The organism is Bradyrhizobium sp. CCBAU 11430, from assembly GCF_028128855.1.
GTDB lineage: Bacteria > Pseudomonadota > Alphaproteobacteria > Rhizobiales > Xanthobacteraceae > Bradyrhizobium > Bradyrhizobium ottawaense.
The window spans coordinates 11,975-32,665 of sequence record NZ_LBJV01000062.1; the positions used below are offsets into that span (position 1 = coordinate 11,975).

The 20,691-nt window shown below is 64.4% G+C and carries 22 protein-coding genes and 1 tRNA gene; 15 read left to right on the forward strand and 8 right to left on the reverse strand.

Features of this window, described 5'->3' with window-relative positions; translation table 11 throughout:
• Positions 1-152: 152 nt before the first annotated feature.
• Both XI04_RS21525 and XI04_RS21530 read right to left on the reverse strand, forming a co-directional pair.
• A complete protein-coding gene (locus XI04_RS21525; RefSeq protein ID WP_028141387.1) occupies positions 153-1,151 on the reverse strand; it encodes a Bug family tripartite tricarboxylate transporter substrate binding protein in 999 nt (332 codons plus the stop codon).
• Positions 1,152-1,370: 219 nt separating this feature from the next.
• Complete coding sequence (locus XI04_RS21530) at positions 1,371-1,856, reverse strand: outer membrane protein assembly factor BamE (protein ID WP_018320052.1); 486 nt, start codon at positions 1,854-1,856, stop codon at positions 1,371-1,373.
• 98 nt (positions 1,857-1,954) lie between these two features.
• Between XI04_RS21530 and XI04_RS21535 the strand changes: the two genes are divergently transcribed.
• From XI04_RS21535 to XI04_RS21570, 8 genes are all read left to right on the forward strand, one after another.
• Positions 1,955-2,518: a ubiquinol-cytochrome C chaperone family protein gene (locus XI04_RS21535; protein ID WP_095425323.1), complete on the forward strand. Its 564-nt coding sequence runs from the start codon at positions 1,955-1,957 to the stop codon at positions 2,516-2,518.
• Positions 2,515-3,078 carry a YceD family protein gene (locus XI04_RS21540; protein WP_271609011.1) on the forward strand — a complete coding sequence of 188 codons (564 nt, stop codon included), beginning with the start codon at positions 2,515-2,517 and terminating at the stop codon, positions 3,076-3,078. Before XI04_RS21535 ends, XI04_RS21540 begins: the two co-directional genes overlap by 4 nt.
• A 299-nt stretch (positions 3,079-3,377) precedes the next feature.
• A complete protein-coding gene (gene plsX, locus XI04_RS21545) occupies positions 3,378-4,439 on the forward strand; it encodes a phosphate acyltransferase PlsX (RefSeq protein ID WP_028141390.1) in 1,062 nt (353 codons plus the stop codon).
• Positions 4,436-5,416, forward strand: a complete 981-nt coding sequence (locus XI04_RS21550) for a beta-ketoacyl-ACP synthase III (protein WP_028141391.1) — start codon at positions 4,436-4,438, stop codon at positions 5,414-5,416. Before plsX ends, XI04_RS21550 begins: the two co-directional genes overlap by 4 nt.
• Before the next feature lie 134 nt (positions 5,417-5,550).
• Positions 5,551-5,892: an integration host factor subunit alpha gene (locus XI04_RS21555; protein WP_028141392.1), complete on the forward strand. Its 342-nt coding sequence runs from the start codon at positions 5,551-5,553 to the stop codon at positions 5,890-5,892.
• A gap of 24 nt (positions 5,893-5,916) precedes the next feature.
• Positions 5,917-6,501, forward strand: a complete 585-nt coding sequence (locus XI04_RS21560) for a MerR family transcriptional regulator (protein ID WP_212477175.1) — start codon at positions 5,917-5,919, stop codon at positions 6,499-6,501.
• 128 nt (positions 6,502-6,629) lie between these two features.
• Positions 6,630-6,707: transfer RNA gene (locus XI04_RS21565), tRNA-Pro, on the forward strand.
• A gap of 157 nt (positions 6,708-6,864) precedes the next feature.
• The gene (locus tag XI04_RS21570; RefSeq protein ID WP_271609016.1) at positions 6,865-7,731 is read left to right on the forward strand and encodes an outer membrane protein; all 867 of its coding nucleotides are present in this window, start codon (positions 6,865-6,867) and stop codon (positions 7,729-7,731) included.
• A 29-nt stretch (positions 7,732-7,760) separates the two neighbouring features.
• Here the strand turns inward: XI04_RS21570 and XI04_RS21575 are convergent, their stop codons facing one another.
• Positions 7,761-8,384 carry a TetR/AcrR family transcriptional regulator gene (locus tag XI04_RS21575; RefSeq protein WP_271591077.1) on the reverse strand — a complete coding sequence of 208 codons (624 nt, stop codon included), beginning with the start codon at positions 8,382-8,384 and terminating at the stop codon, positions 7,761-7,763.
• Between the two features lie 120 nt (positions 8,385-8,504).
• Between XI04_RS21575 and XI04_RS21580 the strand changes: the two genes are divergently transcribed.
• Positions 8,505-9,479 carry an alpha/beta fold hydrolase gene (locus XI04_RS21580; protein WP_050995749.1) on the forward strand — a complete coding sequence of 325 codons (975 nt, stop codon included), beginning with the start codon at positions 8,505-8,507 and terminating at the stop codon, positions 9,477-9,479.
• Between the two features lie 120 nt (positions 9,480-9,599).
• On the opposite strand, the gene XI04_RS21585 is transcribed toward XI04_RS21580, so the two are convergent.
• Positions 9,600-9,734, reverse strand: a complete 135-nt coding sequence (locus tag XI04_RS21585) for a hypothetical protein (RefSeq protein WP_271623762.1) — start codon at positions 9,732-9,734, stop codon at positions 9,600-9,602.
• A 716-nt stretch (positions 9,735-10,450) separates the two neighbouring features.
• Here XI04_RS21585 and XI04_RS21590 point away from each other — a divergent pair.
• Entirely contained in the window at positions 10,451-11,422 is a 972-nt protein-coding gene (locus XI04_RS21590) for an SDR family NAD(P)-dependent oxidoreductase (RefSeq protein WP_038973484.1), read from the forward strand.
• Between the two features lie 251 nt (positions 11,423-11,673).
• Positions 11,674-12,789 (forward strand): alpha/beta hydrolase family protein, encoded by a 1,116-nt coding sequence (locus XI04_RS21595; protein WP_212477221.1) that lies wholly within the window; start codon positions 11,674-11,676, stop codon positions 12,787-12,789.
• A 110-nt stretch (positions 12,790-12,899) separates the two neighbouring features.
• Here XI04_RS21595 and XI04_RS21600 read toward each other — a convergent pair whose 3' ends face one another.
• Positions 12,900-13,406, reverse strand: a complete 507-nt coding sequence (locus XI04_RS21600) for a MarR family winged helix-turn-helix transcriptional regulator (protein WP_026202299.1) — start codon at positions 13,404-13,406, stop codon at positions 12,900-12,902.
• Between the two features lie 402 nt (positions 13,407-13,808).
• On the opposite strand from XI04_RS21600, the gene XI04_RS21605 reads away from it, so the two are divergent.
• Positions 13,809-15,365 (forward strand): porin, encoded by a 1,557-nt coding sequence (locus XI04_RS21605; RefSeq protein WP_038948780.1) that lies wholly within the window; start codon positions 13,809-13,811, stop codon positions 15,363-15,365.
• A gap of 321 nt (positions 15,366-15,686) precedes the next feature.
• Here XI04_RS21605 and XI04_RS21610 read toward each other — a convergent pair whose 3' ends face one another.
• The 3 genes from XI04_RS21610 to XI04_RS21620 form a co-directional block, all read right to left on the reverse strand.
• Positions 15,687-16,229 (reverse strand): GcrA family cell cycle regulator, encoded by a 543-nt coding sequence (locus XI04_RS21610; RefSeq protein WP_212429546.1) that lies wholly within the window; start codon positions 16,227-16,229, stop codon positions 15,687-15,689.
• 73 nt (positions 16,230-16,302) lie between these two features.
• The gene (locus tag XI04_RS21615) at positions 16,303-16,500 is read right to left on the reverse strand and encodes a hypothetical protein (protein ID WP_007603456.1); all 198 of its coding nucleotides are present in this window, start codon (positions 16,498-16,500) and stop codon (positions 16,303-16,305) included.
• A 200-nt stretch (positions 16,501-16,700) separates the two neighbouring features.
• Complete coding sequence (locus tag XI04_RS21620; protein WP_271609009.1) at positions 16,701-17,642, reverse strand: acetamidase/formamidase family protein; 942 nt, start codon at positions 17,640-17,642, stop codon at positions 16,701-16,703.
• Between the two features lie 167 nt (positions 17,643-17,809).
• Between XI04_RS21620 and XI04_RS21625 the strand changes: the two genes are divergently transcribed.
• Genes XI04_RS21625 through XI04_RS21635 form a run of 3 tightly spaced genes read left to right on the forward strand, consistent with a single transcriptional unit; the run spans position 17,810 to position 20,602 of the window.
• Complete coding sequence (locus XI04_RS21625) at positions 17,810-18,577, forward strand: YdcF family protein (protein ID WP_271609008.1); 768 nt, start codon at positions 17,810-17,812, stop codon at positions 18,575-18,577.
• Positions 18,578-18,631: 54 nt separating this feature from the next.
• On the forward strand, positions 18,632-19,414 hold the full coding sequence (locus XI04_RS21630) for a DUF169 domain-containing protein (protein ID WP_271609007.1): 783 nt from the start codon (positions 18,632-18,634) through the stop codon (positions 19,412-19,414).
• A 9-nt stretch (positions 19,415-19,423) separates the two neighbouring features.
• Positions 19,424-20,602, forward strand: coding sequence for a saccharopine dehydrogenase family protein (locus XI04_RS21635; RefSeq protein ID WP_028141404.1), 1,179 nt, complete (start codon positions 19,424-19,426; stop codon positions 20,600-20,602).
• Positions 20,603-20,691 lie beyond the last annotated feature (89 nt).

Genomic DNA, 20,691 nt, shown 5'->3' on the forward strand with positions numbered 1-20,691 from the left:
GACAAGACAAACCCCGCGGCGCGAGCCGCGGGGTTTTTGTTTGTCGTGACAGTGCGTAGGGCGGATTAGCGAAGCGTAATCCGCCACCGCCCAAACTGCATCGAAGGCGGATTACGCTTTCGCTAATCCGCCCTACAGATCGCGGCCGTGCGTCACTGCACGTCCATCTGCAGCCCTTCCTTCTGGATGATGCCGGCGAACTTCTTCGTCTCGGCATCCACGAAGGCGGCGAACTGCTCGGGCGTGCCGTAATCGGCGCGGGCGCCCATGGCGGCGATCTGCTTCTTGATGTCGTCGCGCTCCAGCATCGCCTTGACCTGGAGATTGAGCGCGCTCAGCACCTCGGGCGAGACGCCCTTCGGCAGGAAGACCGAGAACCACGACGAGACGTCGAAATTCGCCAGCTCCGGTGCGCTCTCGCGCATGGTCGGCAGGTCTTTCGCAAGGTCGCTGCGCTCGGTGGTGGTGACGCAGAGGCCGTTGAGCGTGCCGTTCTGCACCTGCGGCAGGCTCGGATAGAGATTGTCGAACAGGATCTGGATGTCGCCCGCCAGTGCAGCTTGAAGCGCGGGGCCCGCACCGCGGAACGGGATGTGCGTCATCTTGAGGCCGGTGAGCTGGAGGAACCAGGCGCCGGTGAGGTGAGGGCTCTGGCCGACGCCGGAGGAGGCGTAGCTGAGCTTGTCCGGATTGGCCTTGAGATAGGCGATCAGCTCGGCGACCGACTTGATGCCGGTCTTCGGATGCGCCGACACGATGTTCGGGATCCGGATCATGTTGGAGACCGGCTGGAGCTGGTCCGGCTTGTAGGTCAGATTCTTGAAGATGCTGTAGGCGATCGCGTTCGGACCGGGATTGCCGACCAGGATGGTGTGGCCGTCGGGCTTGGCACGAACCACCTCGGCGGTGCCGATCGTGCCGCCGCCGCCCGAGCGGTTTTCCACGACAGCCGACTGGCCCCAGGCGGTTTGCAGATGCGCGGCCAGGAGCCGGCCCAACACGTCGGTCGAGCCGCCGGCCGCAGCCGGCACGACGAGGCGGACGTTTTCGGTCGGCTTCCAGTCCGCAAGGCTCGATCGCGGCAGGATCGCTGCGGCCGAAAGGCCGGCCATTCCGGTGAGCACGCGACGTCGGGACAAAGTCTTAGGCACGAATCCACTCCCTGCTTCTTTCTTTGCAGGGAGGGTAGGAAACCGCAGGTGCGACGGCAAGTCGCGCGCGGCGGTCAGTGCCGCGTGGACGGCGGCACGACGCCGCAGGCGAGGGCCATATACCTTCCGGCGGAATTGGAAGGCGTTCTGGATGCTTGTCTTGAAGCGTTTTCCTGATGCGAGCCGGTCCCCGGCTTCGCCCGAAAACGCTTCGGGGACTCAGTTGAAGCTGAGCAGCTTGAACAGCGGCGTGAGGTAGCTCATCTCCTGGCCCGACGTCGGCGTGGTGCGGCTGATGAAGTCGAAGATCTTGCCGTCCTGCAGACCGTAATTCGCGAGACGCCGCACGCGCCGGTTCTTGTCGAAATAGATCGCGATGACGCGCTGATCGACCACCTTCTGGTTCATGAAGGCGACCATGCGCTCCGAGCGCTGCGAGATGTAGTAGAACACCTCGCCGTCGAGGGTCGCGACCGTGGAGGGCGTGCCCATCACGATCAGCACCTGGTCCTGGCTCGCGCCGATCGGAATCTGCTCCAGCGCGCCGGGCGGCAGGATGTAACCCTTCTGGAATTGCTCGCCGGTGCAGCCCGTGAGCGCGGCGCCGACCAGGGCGACGGCGGCGAGCATGCGCAAGCCGCGCCAGCGTGCATGAAGGCCGCGCCGCTTGTCCGCGCGCAGGCTGATCTGGTTCGTTGTCGTCATAGCGGAACTGATTCCGTCCCCTTGCGTCGCGCGAGGCGCTGAAGTACCGGGCTGGGCGTCTGAATGCAACTCGCGCGCGCCCGCTTGCGGAAACCACAATGCTTTGGCCGTTCAATCACTTCAGGAAACCCCGGCTAACCCCGTCGGGCACCATTGAAGCCATCTATGGCATGATCGTGACGCAGGCGCGAGAACCCATATTTTACCGCGACTTGGGCGTGCCCGATACGGTTAACGGGCGTTTCGACCTGTTGCTGCTGCATCTGTGGCTGCTGCTGCGGCGCCTGCGCACGGTTCAGGGCGCCATCGCAGGAGCCTCGGAGCTGTCGCAGGCGCTGTTCGACCGCTTCTGCGAGGACATGGACGACAATCTGCGCGAGATGGGGGTGGGCGACCAGACCGTGCCGAAGCGGATGCGGGCGTTCGGCGAGGCGTTTTACGGCCGCGTCCAGGCCTATGACCAGGCCATCGAGGCCGGCGGCGAGGCCCTGGCAGAGGCGATCCGCAAGAATATCTTGAACGGGACCGACCTGGACCAGGCGAGGCGGCTTGCGGCCTATGCGCGGGTCACCGAGGCCGATCTCGGCCGGGCCGACGAGGCCGCGCTGCTGCGCGCCTCCTTCAGGTTTCCTCCAGCGCTTCCCGAGGGCGACAAGCCATGAGCCGACCAAATACCGAGCCAGATCCCTGGCGGGTCCCAATCATCGTTGCGCAAATCCCCGACACCGGCCTGCACCGCAAGCTCGAGGCCTCGGCCGCCGAGCGGCAGGCGATGGCCGGGCTTGCGGGCCTCCGCGAAGTCCTGTCGGCCGAGGCCGAGTTCGAGGTGGTGCCCAGGAGCGGCGGCCGGGTCCAGGTGACCGGCAGCGTCCGGGCCCGAATCGGCCAGACCTGCGTGGTCACGCTCGATCCGATCGAAAGCGAGATCGAGGAGGAGGTGGACCTGATGTTCGCCCCCGAGGCCGAGGCGCGGCGTCTCGCCGACCTGATCGCTGAGGGGCAGGACGACAAGGAGCCGCCGGAGGTCGCCGACCCGCCCGAGGCGATCGTGGGTGGGATCATCGACCTCGGCCGGCTCGCCACCGACGCCCTGTTCCTGGCGATCGATCCCTATCCGCGCAAGGAGGGTGTCGTGTTCGAGGCGGAGGTCACCGCTCCCGATCCGGAGGACCATCCATTCGCAGCCCTGAAGGCGCTCCAGGACAACAAGAAGGGCCGATAGCCGGGCATTTCCCCGCGGGATCGTCTTGCGGGGGTGCGCGAGGCATTTGCCGGGATGGTTTCAAAGCGCTCTTTATCTGACTGATTTCAGTGTGTTTCTTGCAAATTTCGCGGTTCGCGGCCGGATCGCCCCGGATGCAAAAGGCTGGGGGCAAGAGGTTGTTTCGGGGTAACAAAACGCTATTGTCGCGCCCCGGCCCGGGTGCGGCGTGGCGCTTGGCCGGCCGCCATGTCCGTGGCGAACTCATTTTGCGGTCCCGCTGATCCAAGACCGCACCAGACCAGGTTTCCAGGACTTTTATGCCAAGCAAGGTTCGCATCGCGCTGGACGCCATGGGGGGCGACGCCGGCGCCGCCGTGGTCATTCCCGGCGCCGCCATCTCGCTTCAGAGGCATCGCGAGACCGAGTTCCTGCTGGTCGGGGACCGCGCCAAGATCGAGCCCGAGCTCGAGAAGCATCCGGCCCTCAAGGCCGCTTCGACGATCATCCACACCGACGTGGCCGTCAGCGGCTCGGACAAGCCGAGCCAGGCGCTGCGGCGCGGCCGCAAGACCTCCTCGATGTGGCTCGCCATCGATGCCGTGAAGAAGGGCGAGGCGGATGTCGCGGTCTCCGCCGGCAATACCGGCGCGCTGATGGCGATGTCGCGCTTCCACCTGCGCACGCTGAAGGGGATCGATCGCCCGGCGATCACGGGCGTTTGGCCGACCAGGCGCGGCGATTCCATCGTGCTCGACCTCGGCGCCACCATCGGCGGCGACGCGCACCATCTGGTGTCGCTCGCGGTGATGGGCGCGGCGATGGCGAGCGTGCTGTTCGACAGGAAGCGCCCCACGGTCGGGCTGCTCAATATCGGGGCCGAAGAGATCAAGGGGCACGAGGAGATCCGCGAGGCCAGCGAGATCCTGCGTGCCAGGAACCTGCCGGAGCTCGACTATATCGGCTTCGTCGAGGGCGACGGCATCGGCAAGGGGCTGGCCGACGTCATCGTGACCGAAGGTTTCAGCGGCAACATCGCGCTCAAGGCCGCCGAGGGAACCGCGCGGCAGATGGCGGACTTACTCCGCAACGAGATGCAGCGGAGCTGGCTGTCGAAGCTCGGCTATCTCTTTGCACGCAGCGCCTTCCAGGCCCTGCGCGACAAGATGGACCCGAACAAGTCCAATGGCGGCGTGTTCCTGGGTTTGAACGGATTAGTGGTCAAGAGCCACGGCGGAACCAGCGCCGAAGGCTTTGCCTATGCGATCGATGTTGGCTATGAGATGGCTCACTACGATCTCCTGAACAAGATCAATCAGATGCTCAACCGCGAGGGTGGTGCACTCAATTCCGTGCAGGCCGCGCAGGAGGCTGTTTCGTGACTCAAATTCGTTCGGTCGTGCTCGGCTGCGGCTCCTATCTGCCGGAGCAGGTGGTGACCAACGCCCAATTGGCGGCGCGTATCGACACCTCCGACGAGTGGATCGTGCAGCGCACCGGCATTCGCGAGCGCCACATCGCGGCCGAGGGCGAGTTCACCTCGCATTTGGCGATCAAGGCGGCGCAGGCCGCGCTGACCGATGCCGGCATGGACGCGCAGTCGATCGACCTGATCGTGCTCGCGACCTCGACGCCGGACAACACCTTCCCCGCGACGGCGGTCGCCGTGCAGCACGGACTCGGTATCACCCACGGCGCGGCCTTCGACCTCCAGGCGGTATGCTCGGGCTTCGTGTTCGCGCTCGCCACGGCCGACAATTTCCTGCGCACCGGCGCCTTCAAGCGCGCGCTGGTGATCGGCGCCGAGACCTTCTCGCGCATCCTCGACTGGAACGACCGCGGCACCTGCGTGCTGTTCGGCGACGGCGCCGGCGCGGTGGTGCTGGAGGCGCAGGAGCAGCCGGGCAAGGCCGCGACCGATCGCGGCATCGTCACCACGCATCTGCGCTCCGACGGCCGCCACAAGGCAAAGCTGTTCGTCGACGGCGGACCGTCCTCGACCCAGACCGTCGGCCATCTGCGCATGGAGGGCCGCGAGGTCTTCAAGCATGCGGTCGGCATGATCACCGACGTCATCGTCGACGCCTTCCAGGCCACCGGGCTCAATGCCGAGACCATCGACTGGTTCGTGCCGCACCAGGCCAACAAGCGAATCATCGACGCCTCCGCCCACAAGCTCCACATCGCGCCGGAGAAGGTGGTGCTGACCGTGGACCGTCACGGCAACACCTCGGCCGCCTCGATTCCGCTGGCGCTGTCGGTGGCCCGCAGGGACGGCCGTATCAAGAAGGGCGATATGGTCCTGCTGGAGGCCATGGGCGGCGGCTTCACCTGGGGCTCCGCGCTCGTGCGCTGGTAGAGCCACAGTCGATAAAATTTTGCCGGATTTTGCCGCGATTATCGATGCGTCTGCATTGATGAGCGCTGTTGACCGCCGTATCGTAACCTCATAATTTCAGACAACAATTGTTCGCCGTGATGTGGGGCAGGGCGATGACCGATCAAAGTAAAACCGTAACGCGTGTCGACCTGTGCGAAGCCGTCTACCAGAAGGTGGGCCTGTCGCGCACGGAATCGTCCGCCTTCGTGGAACTCGTGCTGAAGGAGATCACCGACTGCCTGGAAAAGGGCGAGACGGTGAAACTGTCCTCGTTCGGGTCCTTCATGGTCCGCAAAAAGGGTCAGCGCATCGGCCGTAACCCGAAGACCGGCACCGAGGTGCCGATCTCGCCGCGCCGTGTCATGGTGTTCAAGCCGTCGGCGATCCTGAAGCAGCGGATCAACGGCCAGCACCGCGCCAACGGTGACGCCAGCAAGGCTCAACAAGAGGCGTAACGCCTTCGGCAAAGGATTTGGCATTTGGACAAGGCGCCGGATGCGTTCCGAACCATCAGCGAAGTAGCGCAGGAACTCGACATTCCGCAGCACGTGCTGCGGTTCTGGGAGACCCGATTCTCCCAGATCAAGCCGATGAAGCGCAGCGGCGGCCGCCGCTATTACCGCCCCGACGATGTCGACCTGCTCAAGGGCATCCGCCGGCTGCTCTACGGCGAGGGCTACACCATCCGCGGGGTGCAGCGGATCCTGAAGGAGCACGGCGTCAAATCGGTGCAGGGCCTCGCCGACAGCGCCGCCGCGGTCTCGTTCGGCGCCATCGAGGACGCCATCGGCGCCAGCCTGATGGAGCCCGAGGACGAGGAGGCGCCCATCAAGGGCGTCGCCGACAGCGACGATGACGACTACCAGGGGGATGAGGAGGAAGGCATCGACTTCCGCTTCACCGAGGTCGACGACGAGGACATCCTCACCACCTTCCGCAAGGGCGGCACGATGGCCGCAGCCCCGGCTGGCCCCAGTGCGCTGGACCGGGAGCGCCTCGGACGCGTCCTCGCCGACCTCGTCGCCTGCCGCGAAATGCTGGATCAGGCGCTGAAGGACGGGTGAGGAGCGGGTTCAGTCGGCTTTGCCGGCAGTTCCGGGCGCTTGGGCTCCGAGCCCACGGAGGGAGAGGCACCAAAATGCTGTGGCCTCGCCTTGCGCATCGCGCCGATCCTAGCTAATGGAACGACGTTCGGAGCGTGGCGCAGCCCGGTTAGCGCACTAGTCTGGGAGACTAGGGGTCGGAGGTTCAAATCCTCTCGCTCCGACCATTTCAAAGAATCAAATTTTCGGGCGGGTTACCGCGGGCCGCACGTTTGCGGTTGCAACGTTCCGCGAGTGTTGCCTTGGCGTCACAGCGTGCAGCGTCAACATGATTTAAGAATTTCGGGCGCGTTGGAATCGCGGAGGGGGCGTCCCGTGAGAAGAGTGCTGGCCGCTGTAGCAGTCTTGGCGAGTGTCGCGTCGGGGGCGGAAGCTGCTGACCAAAGCCCCGCACTTTTCACGAAAGTGCGCACGGCTGACTCCAGCCCGAGCTGGATGGGATTTTATATAGGCGGCAACGTTGGCGGCGCATGGGCAAACCGGTCCGTGGGTTTTACGAGTGACGCCGCTTCCGCTTTCCTTTTCAATCCCGGAGTTCCGCTTGTAGCTCCGTTTGCGGGGCAGGTTGCTCTCAGCGCTCACGATTTTTCGATGAATGGTGTAACGGGAGGTTTGCAGGCGGGCTACAATTGGCAGCTGGGTGGCAAATGGCTCGTCGGCGTTGAAGGCGACTTGAGCGCATCCAGCTTGCGCGGAAGCGGTCGCGAAACCGCGCCGATTCTGCCCCCAGCTTTCACACAGACCATCTCGGCCGAGCAAAAGATTGATTGGTGGGGGAGTATTCGTGGGCGCTTTGGGGCGCTGGTCTCGCCTAGCGTTCTTCTGTATGGGACCGGCGGCTTCGCTTTTGGTCGGGTGGCGACATTTGACGACTACATCGTAAACGGACCGCCTGGAGGCTTCAGTATCTCCGTCAGCGGCACTTCATTTGCTTGTACAACGGGATTGACGTGCTTCACGGGGAGCAATTCCCGCATTCAGACCGGCTGGACGTTGGGTGGAGGCGGCGAATGGCGCTTTGCGCCTCGTTGGAGCTTCAAGGCCGAATATCTTTACGTTGACCTCGGCAAATCGTCAGTGACGGCCAACGCACTCGCAACGGGTATTGGTCCGAACCTGTCCAGATACACTGCAAATTTCGGCCGGGCGGATTTCCACGTGGCGCGAGTGGGCGTGAACTATCACTTTTGAGCTTTGGAGCAGATCTCCGTAAGGGCCACCTAACTCAAATACCCCACCACCATCCGCGTCGTCTCGTCCACCAGCGTCCGCACCATCTTCTCCGACAGCATCTCGGCGCCGTGCAGCACCGTGTTGTGCGCGATCGCTTCGATCGCGCTGACGCAGATGAAGGTTGCGACATCGAGATCGACCTTGCGCATCTCCTTGCGGCGGCTTTCGAGATAGGCGCGCACTAACGTTTGGATCTCTCGGTTGTAAGCTTCGACGTCTTTGAGCTGGCCGGTGCGTGGGATCTGCTCGGCGAGGACGCGGTGTAGCTTCGGATTGATGCGGTGGGCGTCGATCGCGACGGTGACGAGTTTTCGCACCGCCTTGTCGATCGGCAGATCGGCGACTTCAACGAGCGCGGCGCGGACGATGCCCATGATCTCGTCGTTGTGACGGTCGATCACGGCGGCGACGAGCGCTTCCTTGCTTGGAAAATACTGGTAGAGCGAACCGACGCTGACGCCGGCGATTTCGGCGATGCGGTTGGTGCTGGCCTTCTCAAAACCTTCGCGGACCAGAATGCGAGCGGTCGCCTCGACCAGAGCGTCGATGGTGGCGCGTGATCGCGCCTGCGAGGCATTTTTCCGGGGTTTTGTCGGCGGTTGGCGAGCCACGATCTTGTGATCCGAATGCGAGTAGGAAAAGCGAGCGAATACTCGCATTATATCGGCAGGTGGCGGTGGGTCGGCAAGCCCCTTGTCGCCGTTTCGAAAGTGCCAGATGGGGATGTGGCCATGAGCGTTGCCAGACTAGTGTCGGCCTTGCAGTTCTGCCCGGGCGGTTGCGTGTTCGGTCCACCGGCCCGGCGCGATCCCGCCCCAAGCCTGCAAAGTCGCGTCTTCAACATGCTGCTCGCCCTGCTGCCCTACAAGCAGCAGCTGGCATCAATCGAAGCCGTGCGGGCGCATGTGCAGAAGCTCGCCTTGCAGCCGGCCTCTTACGAGCCGACGGGCCTGGGGCGCGGCGTCGAGGCGACGCTGACCAAGATGGGCGGCTGGCCGGTCTATTACACCGCGCCGTCGTCGGGCTTTGAGGACTGCAACTACGTCATGTTCCTGCACGGCGGCGGCTTCATCAACGAGATCGCGCCGGCGCATTGGCGCTTCGTCGGCGAGATGACGCGCAAGGCGCGCGTGTCGTGCGTTGTGCCGATCTATCCGCTGGCGCCGCGCGCGACTGCCAAGGACGTCGTGCCGGCGACGGGCGAGCTGTTGCGCATGCTGCTGGAAGACGCCGGACCCGCAAAGGTCACGGTGGTCGGCAATTCGGCCGGCGCTGGCCTCGCGCTCGCCGCGTGCCAATGGCTGCGCGATCGCGGTCATCGACAGCCGGCGCGGCTGGTGCTGATCTCGCCCGCGGCAGATGCGTCGGTCAGCCGTCCCGAGCAAATCGAGATCGCCGCGCGCGATCCGATCCAGGACATTCCGGGGATCGTCGAGGCCGGGCGGCTCTATGCCGGCGAGCTCGATGTCGGCCATCCCTTCGTCAGTCCGCTCAACGGCGCCTTCCGCTTCCTGGCGCCGATGACGATCTTCGCTGGGACTCGCGATCTGCTCTATCCCGACAGCGTCGATCTCGCCGAGCGGGCGAGGGCGGTGGGCGTGCCGGTCGAGCTGCATCTGCTGCGTGACCAGCCACACAACTACGCGCTGATGCCGACGCCGGAAGGGCGCAAGGCGCGTGCGCTCATCATGCGCATGGTGGCTTAGGGGGACGGTGTGACCGTGGTCACAGGGCGCGCCGCCTCGATGGGGCTGGCGCTGACGGTGCTCGCGCGGAGGGCACGGCGGCCCCCGGGCGTTTCCTCGGATCAGTAGTTTTGCGGGGCCTTAGGCGTGGCCCTTGATCTCGTAATGGCCGGGCACGCATTTGTACCGATCCAGGCGCCAATTGGCGTGATAGATCGGATGCTCGCCCATCCATTTCGCGAGCGGCGCCTGTGCGCCGATCGCACATTGCATCATCGACATCTCGGGCGTCATTGCTGTCGGTCACGATTTCCTCGATGCAACTGCCTGAGCTGGCTGCACTCAGCCGGCAGAGCACGGCAACGACGGTCACGAACATTCCTGTCACCTCATCGGTAGTTTCAGACCACGAAGAGGATGCAAGCGGAGTGCCAGAGCCTGTGACACGCAAACAACACGCTGGCCTGGCCGACTCGACCCAGCGTCCGGAGTCCATTTGGTGATTCGGATTGTAAGAAAAATGCCCATAAACCGAAGCCGGACAAATACGGGAACCGGGCATTTTTGCCCGACTGTGGCGGCAGCGACGCGGGCGCTCTCTCGCAACGGCCGGGCTATCGCGTGTGCTTCCTGGCGATGGCCGAGCAAGCGCCTCGTCCTCCGAGACGACCGCTGCGCGGTCTCCTCCGGATGAGGCTGATGAACATCGGTGCTCGTTGAAGCTGCTGCCACGCACCCAGTCCTCATCCTGAGAGCCCGCCAACGGCGGGCGTCTCGAAGGATGTGCCGCGGGCGAGGCTGCCTCACATGCACGGACCGCGTGGCAACAGCACCGGAACGGCCAATAGTCCGCGCGCCGAAATAACTGATGCTGAAGATTGCATCGCCGATCCGCTTTCATTTGCGGATGCGGCGCTGCTACATTTCGTGCGCGCTCCAGTGAGTGCGCGATGACGAAGAAACATACCGACAAGGGAGGGGCCGAAAGTCCCATGAAGGATTTCGCAGGAAAGATCGCAGTCATCACCGGCGGCGGCACGGGAATGGGGCGCGAGCTCGCGCGGCAACTCGTCGCCGAAGGCTGCAATATCGCGATGTGCGACGTCTCGGAGGCCGCGATGGCGGAGACCAAGCGACTCTGCGAGGTCGAGAAGCTGCCGCAGGGCCTGCACGTCACGACGCATGTCGCGGACGTCTCGATCGAGGATCATCTGAAGCGCTTTCGCGACGAGCTCGCCGAGCAGCAGAAGACCGACAGGATCCACCTGCTGTTCAACAATGCCGGCATCGGCGGCGGCGGCAGCCTGTTCACCAACACGCGCGAGCAGTGGGAGCGCACTTTCAACATCTGCTGGGGCGGCGTCTATCTCGGCGTGCGCACTTTCCTGCCGATGCTGGTCGCGGCGGACGAGGCCCACATCGTCAACACCGCGAGCGTCAACGGCTTCTGGGCCTCGATCGGCATGGGCCAGGCGCACACCGCCTACAGCTCGGCCAAGTTCGCGGTGAAGGGATTTACCGAAGCGTTGATCAACGACCTCCGCCTGCATGCGCCGCACGTCAAATGCTCGGTGGTGATGCCCGGTCACATCGGCACCTCGATCGTCTCCAACTCGCGCAAGGTGCAGAGCGCCGACGGATCGGAGCGACTCAATGCCGACGAGGTCGCGCTGACCCGCAAGCGGATGGTCGCGGCCGGCGTGCCGGATGCCGACAAGATGTCGGACGAGGACATCCAGGCGGCGTTCGCCGAACGCGCCCGCAGCTTCCTGGAGGATGCGCCGACCACGGCTGCGCAAGCCGCGAAGATCATTCTCGACGGGGTCAAGGCGGAGCGCTGGCGCATCCTCGTCGGCGAGGACGCTGAGCGACTCGACGAACGCGTGCGCGCCACGCCGGAGCATGCCTATGACCGCGCCTTCTACGAAAGCTTTACGCAGGAGGTCGGCTGGCGGCTCGGTTGAGACCGCCTCGAAAGGCGCGCCGATATAGGTATGATAATCATCATGGCAAGAGGCGCGCAGATAATTGTACGTGCCACCTCCTGCCAATGTTCGTCGCCTCATGACGAATTGGAATGTCACGCATGCGAGGGGGCCGTTTCGTTCAAGCGATGGTGATCTCGAACGGCTCTCATTCGGTGCACGGCTGCTTGGTCGGTAAACTGAAATAGTTTACTCAATCGGGGATAACGCGATGATAGAGCGTAGCTCCGATGATTCCCGCATGCCTCTCCGACGACTGGATCCTTTGCCCGGAGCGGGAGGACATCTCCGCTGAATTTACGCGGCTCTTGACCGCGGCCCAGGAGGGCGGCGCCACGATCGCCGAATGCCTGATGATCGCGCGGCAGCTGAAGCGCGGTGACGACCGGTCCTGGCATCGCGAGTGGAAGAAGCTGGCGCAGGCCAATCGGCAGCGCGCCGAGGCCGCGTTCGCGGAAGGCCACATGGCGAGCGCGCAGCGCAACTGGCTGCGCGCCATGAACTACTACGGTGCGGCGGCGATGCCGCTCGACCCGGCCGACGAGCGCCGCTGGGTTGCGGTGCTCGCGATGCAGGAATGCGCCCGCCGCTATCTCGCGGCGCGCGGGCCCGCCGGCGAAGTCGTGACCATCCCCTGGCTCGACGGACATGCGTTGCAGGGCTACTTCATTCCCGCGCCGACGGGAAGCGGACGGGCTCCGACCGTGATCTGCATCGGCGAGCCCGGCCATCGCAAGGAGGAATTCCTGTTCAAGCTCGTGCCGCATGCGCGCGAGCGTGGATTCTCGATGCTGGCGCTCGATTTGCTCGGCGACCAGCGCGACGACTATCTCGACGCGCTGTTGCGGCGCCGGGATCTCGAGAGCGCAATTCCCGGCGTCATGGACTATCTGGAGACGCGCGGCGACATCGATTTCGCCCGGGTCGGGATCATCGCGGACGGCTGGGGCTCGTCCTTCGTGGCGCGCGCGGTGTTGCAGGAGCCGCGGCTCGCCGCCGCCGTCTGCGACGGCGGCCTGTGGGACCTGCACGAGCGGGCCTTCTTTGCCAGCCGATTCGCGATGAGCGATGTCAGCATCGTGCCGGTGCCGCATGCGCCGCTGATGGCCTCCAGCGCCGACTGCCCGGTGCTGATCACGCTCGGCGAGGACGGCTGGCTCAAGGCCGACCGGGCGCGTCAGATCGTCGAGAACTCCCGGCTCGCCAGTTCGGATGTCATGCTGAAGGTGTTCAGCGCGGCCGAGACCGGCGCGGCGCAGGCCCATGCGGACAATCCGAGCCTTGCCAACGAATATATCTTCGACTGGCTCGAATCGCGGCTCGGCACCGCCGCGCGGCGGATCTGAGCGCGGGGCCCTAAAGCATGATCCGGAAAGTGCGCAGCGGTTTTCCGAAAAGATCATGCTTAAACAACAACCTGAAGCGCGATGACGATTCATCCTGATCGCATCGCGCTTTAGAAGTCGAGTGAGATCCGGACGCAGGCTTTCTGGAGGCGGTTCTTCAGCGTCGCGAGCTTGCCGGTGAATTCCGTCAATTCGTTCTCGTCGAACTCCTGGAAGACGAATTCGCGGATCGTCTTGTACTGCTCGTTGAGGCTTGCGATGTGCTTCTGGGTCTTGTCGGTCAGGGACAGCCGGACCACCCTGGCGTCGGTCGGCGAGGGGCGACGGCGGAGCAGGCCCTTCTTTTCGAGCAGCTTGGACTGGGTGGTGACGAAGGACGGATCGACGTGGAGGAGCTTGGAGACCACGTTGACCGGAATGCCGTCGTCCTTGTCGAGGTCGGAGATGGCCATCAGGATCAGCCATTGCGGGCCGCTGATGCCAAGCGTCTTCGCCCAGAACTGACGCAGCTCCTCCAGATACATGTTGATCGACGATATCTCCCAGGTGAAGCGCCTGATGATATCCAGGTTGCCGATCGAGCGCAGGCGCGCTCCTTCTTTCCTCGTCGCGGACACAGCGTCACTCCCGTGAACCGATTGTTCAGGCCGGTGTTCGTGGAGGGCCATAGTCCACGCAAGCCTGCTCTGACGCAAGTGCAGGGCAGGGTAATTTCGTCACTAAAACTACAAAGATGATCAGCTCAGCGATCGGCTTGGTCCCGGTGTTGCGCGCGGGGCACAGGCTTAGCGAAAACCGGAAAGCTGACTTAATAAAGTATTTTGATTAGCGAACGACGCAGGCATATTGGTGCGCGACGGTGGGGGGTACTCGATCGTCCCGTTGCAGGTGGTTCGCTGACGTTGCTCGCGTCGAAAGCGGGTGTGTCCGAAAGCGGCCGAGCGGATTGATAGAGACGGGGATCTTGGGGGGCCTCACGGTCCGGTCTCCGTAAAATGAGCAACTTGGAGGTTTTTAAGATGAAACTGGTGAAGAGCCTTTTGCTCGGCACTGCGGCGGGTCTGATCGCCGTCGGTGGAGCCCAGGCGGCCGATCTTCCGGTCAAGGCCAAGGCAGTCGAGTACGTCAAGATCTGCACGCTGTACGGCGCGGGCTTCTACTACATCCCGGGCAGCGACACCTGCATCAAGCTCGGCGGCTATGTGCGTGCCGAAGTGGCGCTCAACGCCGGCGGCAATTACAGCGCCCAGTACAACGGCGTGTTCGCGGCCAACAACCGCCTCACCAACTACTACTCGATGCGCGCTCGTGAAGACCTCAACATCGACACGCGCACCGCGACCGAGTACGGCGTGGTCCGCACCTATTTCGACGCGGTCTTCACCTGGACGACCGGCAGCTATGGCGGGACCGGTTCGGGCACGGGTGCGACCCAGTACAGCGGCACGATCGGCCTCAACGCGGCCGGCACCGGCCTCACCGGCTCGAGCGGCGGCAACATCAACGGCACCGACGGCAATCTCTCCGGCGGCGCGCTCGGTGTCTACTACGCCTTCGTCCAGTTCGCCGGCTTCACCATGGGTAAGGCCGTGTCGCAGTTCGACGCGCCCTGGATCAACTATCCCGGCAACAATTTCGACCAGCTCGTCGGCGGCAGCGGCACCACCAACGGCGTGACCCAGTTCACCTACACCGCCGACTTCGGCCAGGGTGTGACGGCCGCGTTCTCGGCGCAGGACCAGACGCAGGTCTTCCAGACCAACATCTGGAACACTGCGGGCATGTCGACCACTGGCGTTCTCGGTGGTGCCTACGGCTCGAACGACATCGGCGGCACCCGCTCGCCCGACCTCGTCGCCATGGTTCGCGTCGACCAGGCCTGGGGCCTGTTCCAGGCGTCGGTCGCCGCGCATGACAACCATGTCGGCTATTACGGTGCGACCGAAGCCACCGGTCATCCCGAAGACAAATGGGGCTGGGCCGTTCAGCTCGCGTTGGGCATCAAGAACATCCCGACCGGCGCCGGCGACGTGATCAACATCTCGGGCGTCTACACCGAAGGCGCGAGCCGCTACAACTTCCAGGAGCTGGCCGCGACCAGCTACTCGATGTTCGGCAGCTCGAACGCCGCCTATCAGAGCATCGGCTTCGCCGGCGTGTCCGATGCGGTGTTCGGACCGGGCGGCCAGCTCGAGCTGACCAAGACCTACGGCTTCCGGGGTGCCTTCACCCACAACTGGAGCCCGTACTGGAACACGGCGCTGTACGGCGCGTGGGCTGCGGTCAATTACAGCGGCACGGCGAAGAGCATGATCTGCGGCAGCGCGGCGTTCGCCACCCTGACCGGCTCCTGCAACCCGGACTTCAACATCGGCCAGGTCGGCGTCATCACCCGCTGGACGCCGGTGAAGAACCTGACCTTCTCGGCTGACTTCACCTACAGCCATCTCGACCAGAAGTATTCGGGCGTGATCACGACCGGAGCACTGACGGGCGTCGCCAAGCCGGCGGCGACCTACGAGCTCAAGGACCAGGACACCTACAGCATGCTGCTGCGCGCCCAGCGCAACTGGTAAGCTCGAGGTCTTCTCCGATCCGACACGGCCCCGGCGGGACACCGCCGGGGCTTTTTTTGTGGGAGCCTTCGGAAATCCGAATGGCCCGTGCGGAAGGCGAAGACGAGCTATGCGATTCCGTCGGCCCCGATTTATTTACTTACATGAGTTACTAAGCTATATATCTCGCAGCCAAATACGAAAGTTGCGGCTCTTAGCTTCATGCTAAGCCTCCAGAAACCTCCGGCGATGCCCCGCCGGAGGTTTTTCGTTTTTGGGAGGCACAGCGTTTTCGAGCGAAGTGGATACCGGTTCGCGTCAAGAGAACGCGTCAAACAGATGCTAGCCGCGCATCACGCGGGCGCGTGAGTTCGGCCGGTAGGCGAGGCGGCTATGGCCGGCGCAATAGGGCTGAGCGTCGGGCGCGGCGTTGCCGCAGAAGCAGAAATCCTCGGCGCCCGGCGTCGAGATCGGCCAGCGGCAGCGGTTCTCGGCCAGCTCCATCAGCGAGCAGCGATTGGCGTCGTCGATCGGACCTGTGGCCACGGTTGCGTCGGTTTCGCCATAGATCGTGGCGAGCATCTCGTATTGCAGCCGCGGCACGGCTCTCGGCGCCCGCGCCGGCCTGTCCTGAACCTTGCGCTCGTCGATGGTGCGGCCGCGCGTGAGATTGAGGCGGGACAGCTTGCCGATCACCGCGTTGCGGCTGACGCCGATGTCGGCGGCGATCTCGCGGCAGGAGAGGCCGGCCTCGAAATGCCGCTTCAGAAGTTCGATGCGCTCGTCGGTCCAGGTTTTCGAGGAATAAGTCCTCGCGGAATAAGTGCTTGAGGAAGACGTCGGCGCAGGACAGGTCGATGAAGACGTTGGTGAGAGAACAGGCATGTGTCACGGTCCCAGGTTGCAGATGTGGCCATCCGCCTTGCCGAGATCCGTCCGCCTCGCATTCGGCGCGCGCTCACGTCCTGCCATTGTCGCGAATCGACAAAAGCCCGTCCTTGATGGCGAGACGGATGCCTTCCTCGATCAGGGTACGTGCGACGCCGGGAACGCTGGTGCCGTGGGTGCCCTGTCTCACCAGCTTCTCCAAATAGGTGATGGTCGAGAGCGCCAAGGTTACGGGAATACGGTCAGTCTCGGCTTTTTCGGTGGCCATGGCGCGAACGCTAGCCTCTTACTCGGGTACATAAAAGTAACGATTAAGACTCTATTTAGGTTCGGGGGTGGAAGTCAAATGCAGGCTGAGCTTGACGCTCAGCACGTTGGAATCGCACGGGAAATTAGACGCGACGAGGCGCGCCGCGCGGGAGTCCCGGCGGCGGCGTGGCGTCGACAGGTCACGAGGTGCGGGCCGGCTCAGCCGTCCACGATCGCCTTTTCGATCATGCAATGGATGCCCTTGGCGCCGTTGACGGTCTGGGTCACCCTGAGATCGGCGGCCAGGCTGCACAGCGTGTAGGCGTCCTCGCGCGACAGGTTTCGCCGCTCGCCGAGCAGCGCGATCATGTCCCGCAGCGCGCGTATGACGCACTGGTCGAGGTCGGGATCCATCGCCATGGTCATGTAGTGGGTCGCCGTCTCGGCGCGGGGATAGTCGAACTTCAGGTCCTTGCGCAGCGTCAGGCGGAAGCGGCCCTGCAGCGCGGTCTCGATCGCGGTGACGCACACCTCGCCGTCGCCCTGCACGCCGTGGCCGTCGCCGCAGGAGAACATCGCGCCCGGCACGAACACCGGCAAATAGAGCGTCGCGCCGGCGCCGAGCTCCTTGTTGTCGAGATTGCCGCCCATGGCGCGCGGGATCAGCGAGGAGATGCGGCCCCAGCCAGGGGGCGGCGACACGCCCATCACGCCGAAAAACGGCTTGAGCGGCAGGTCGAGGCCCCACGGCATGCGGCCGGTCATCCGCGTCCGGTCGAGCGGGATGTTGAGGATGCGGGTCTCGTGGAAATCGTCGGGCAGGGTGCCGGACAGCGGCTTGATCATGTTCCAGCCCCAATCCTGCCGGAGCTGGACGTCGAGGATCTCGACCGCGAGCACGTCGCCGGGCTCGGCGCCTTCGACCGCGATCGGGCCGGTGAGAATGTGGCCGGGCAGCATGCGCTCGTTGTTGGCGTGAACCTCGAACATCTCGGGGGGAATGTGAAACTTGTCGCGGTCGGGCAGCATGTCGGGGCCGCCGCTGATGGTGTCGACCGTCACCTCGTCGCCGCTTTTGATCGTCAGCACGGGCTTGAGCGCGGCTTCGAAGAAGCCCCAATGGCAGGTTTTGGGGCTGGAATGCAGGTGGTGATGGGTCATGTGCCGCGTCCGGTCGCTTTCATCAGGCCGGGCTTGACCCGGCGATCGATCCTCTTTCAAGAAGATTTCTGAAGATCGCCGGGCAGGTCAAGCCCCGCGCGGACCGGCCAGTTCATTCCAGCGAGGCTCCCCTGTTTTTCGTCCTTTCCAAGACGCTTGGCACCGCGTTGCTGCCGATCAACTTCATGGTCGAGCTCGGCATCCTGTCGCTGGTGCTGATGGCGACGCGCTTTGCCGCGCTCGGCCGCAAGCTTGCCGTGACCACGCTGGTGCTGCTGGCGCTGGCGGCGTTCTCGCCGCTCGGCAATCTCCTGATCTATCCGCTGGAGTCGCGCTTTCCGGCGTGGGACCCTGCGCGCGGCGCGCCCGACGGCATCATCGTGCTCGGCGGCTCCGTCGACACCGATCTGTCGGCGGCGCATCGCACGCCGGTGGTCGCGCACGCCGCCGATCGTCTGTTTGCGCCGGCCGAGCTCGCGCGCCGCTATCCGAATGCGCGCATCGTGTTTACTGGGGGGACGGCGAACCTCGTCTCCACTGATGCCAGGGAAGCGGATTACTCCGCGCCGATCCTGGAAAATTTGGGCATCTCGAAAGAGCGCCTCGTCCTGGAACGCAGCTCCCGCAATACCTGGGAGAATGCGATCTTCACGAAACAGCTGGTGACGCCGAAGTCGGGCGAGCGCTGGCTTCTGGTGACATCGGCCTTCCACATGCCGCGCTCGATGGGGATCTTCCGCAAGGCTGGATTCGACGTCGAGGCCTATCCCGTGGACTGGCGGATGGGCGGGCGTGACGATCTCTTCGCCTTCACCAATATGGGCGCGGACGGGCTGGGCCGAACCGAAGTCGCGGTGCGCGAGTGGATTGGCCTCGTGGCCTACCGTCTGATGGGCAGGACCGGCGAGTTGCTTCCGGGACCGGGCAAGGACTAGAACGAGAGCTGTAAAACAAGAACACACGGCGCAATCGCCGGGCCGGAGGAAGCCATGCAACAGCAGAGTGCAGACAGCATCGATCTTGGCGGCCTCGTCGCCGATCTCAACAGCCTGCTGCGGCTGAAGACGACAGTGATCGGCATGAAGCTGTTCGCGCAAGCGGCAGAGATGGAGGCGATCCCGAAAATCCGGCGGCCGAATGCGATCCACACCACCGACCAGATCGTCAGCATGGCCGCGCGGCTGGGCTGGACCGTCGGCATCACGGCCGATGACCTTGTCGGCGCGCAATGCCGCGCGGTGATCGGGCTTGCGCCGCAGGACGAGAAATGGCTCGCCGGTGAAAATTATGTCGGGGTCTGGCACGGCACCGCGGACGACGCGCGCAAGCGCCAGGCGGCGCTGGACGTGGTTCCATTCGGACACTATCAGGCGCTCGCCGTCAGTCCGCTCGCCAGCGGCCGGCTCGATCCGCCCGACATCTGCCTGGTCTATGCGACGCCGGGACAGATGATCATCCTGATCAACGGGCTGCAATATACCGGCTACAAGAAGTTCGAATGGGGCGTGGTCGGAGAGACGGCTTGCGCGGATTCCTGGGGGCGGGCGCTCAAGACCGGGGAGCCCAGCCTGTCCTTGCCATGCTATGCCGAACGGCGCTATGGCGGCGTGCCGGACGAGGAGATGCTGATGGCCTTGAAGCCGTCGCATCTCGCCAAGGCAATTGAAGGCATGAAGGCGCTGGCCAGGAACGGCCTGCGCTATCCGATCCCGCCCTATGGCATTCAAAGCGACGTCCGTGCCGGCATGGGCGTGAGCTACGCGAAGAAGTAAAGGCCAGTCATGAGCTCTGCGAAATTCGACATCGTCGTCTACGGCGCGACCGGTTTCACCGGCCAGCTCGTCGCCGAGTATCTGGCGGCACATTACAAGGACGACAAGGCGCTGACATGGGCGATGGCGGGCCGCAGCCTCGACAAGCTCAAATCGGTGCGCGACGCCATCGGCGCGCCCGCGGATACGCCGCTGATCGTGGCGGATGCGTCGGACGCGGCCTCGCTGAAGGCGATGGTGGCGCAGACCAGATCGGTGATCACGACGGTCGGACCGTACCAATTCTACGGTGAAGAGCTGCTCGCAGCCTGCGTTGCACAGGGCACGGATTATTTCGATCTCTGCGGCGAGCCGGTCTGGATGCGCCAGATGATCGACAAGTACGATGCGGCGGCCAAGGCGAGCGGCGCGCGCATCGTGTTTTCCTGCGGCTATGATTCCGTGCCGTTCGAGCTCGGCACATTCTTCGTGCAGGAAGAGGCCAGGCGCGTGTTCGGCGCGCCTGCTGCGCGCGTCAAGGGCCGCGTGCGCGACATGCGCGGCACGCTGTCAGGCGGGACAGCGGCGAGCGCGAAGGCGACCTTCGATGCCGTCGCCAAGGATCTCAGCCTCGTCGCCATCCTCAACGACCATTTTGCGCTGACGCCCGGATTTACCGGTCCGAAGCAGCCGAAAGGCAACAGAGCGGCTTACGAGGAGGATCTGCAATCCTGGGCCGCGCCGTTCATGATGGCGCTGATCAACACCCGCAACGTCCATCGCTCCAACATGCTGATGGGCTTTCCCTACGGCCGCGAGTTCGTCTACGACGAGATGGTCCTGACCGGTCCCGGCGAGAAGGGCGAGGCCAACGCGAAGCGCGTGATGGCGGTCAATGCCGAGAAGACCGGCCCGAATGCGCCGAAGCCAGGCGAGGGGCCGTCGAAGGAAGAGCGCGAGAACGGTCTATTTAACCTGCTCTATGTCGCGATCGCGCCCGACGGCCGCATGGTCCGCGCCGGCGTCACCGGCGACCGCGATCCCGGCTACGGCTCGACCTCGAAGATGATCTCCGAATGCGCGATCTGCCTGCTGCGCGACGCCGCGGACGTTCCGGCCGGCTTCTGGACCCCGGGCGCAGCGATGCAGCACAAGCTGATCAAGCGGCTGCAGGATCATGCCGGGCTGACGTTCGGGGTGGAGGGCTAGCTCGGTGCCGTAGGGTGGGCAAAGGCGCAACGCGCCGTGCCCACCATTGTCCCGATTGGATAGAAATGGTGGGCACGCTGCGCTTTGCC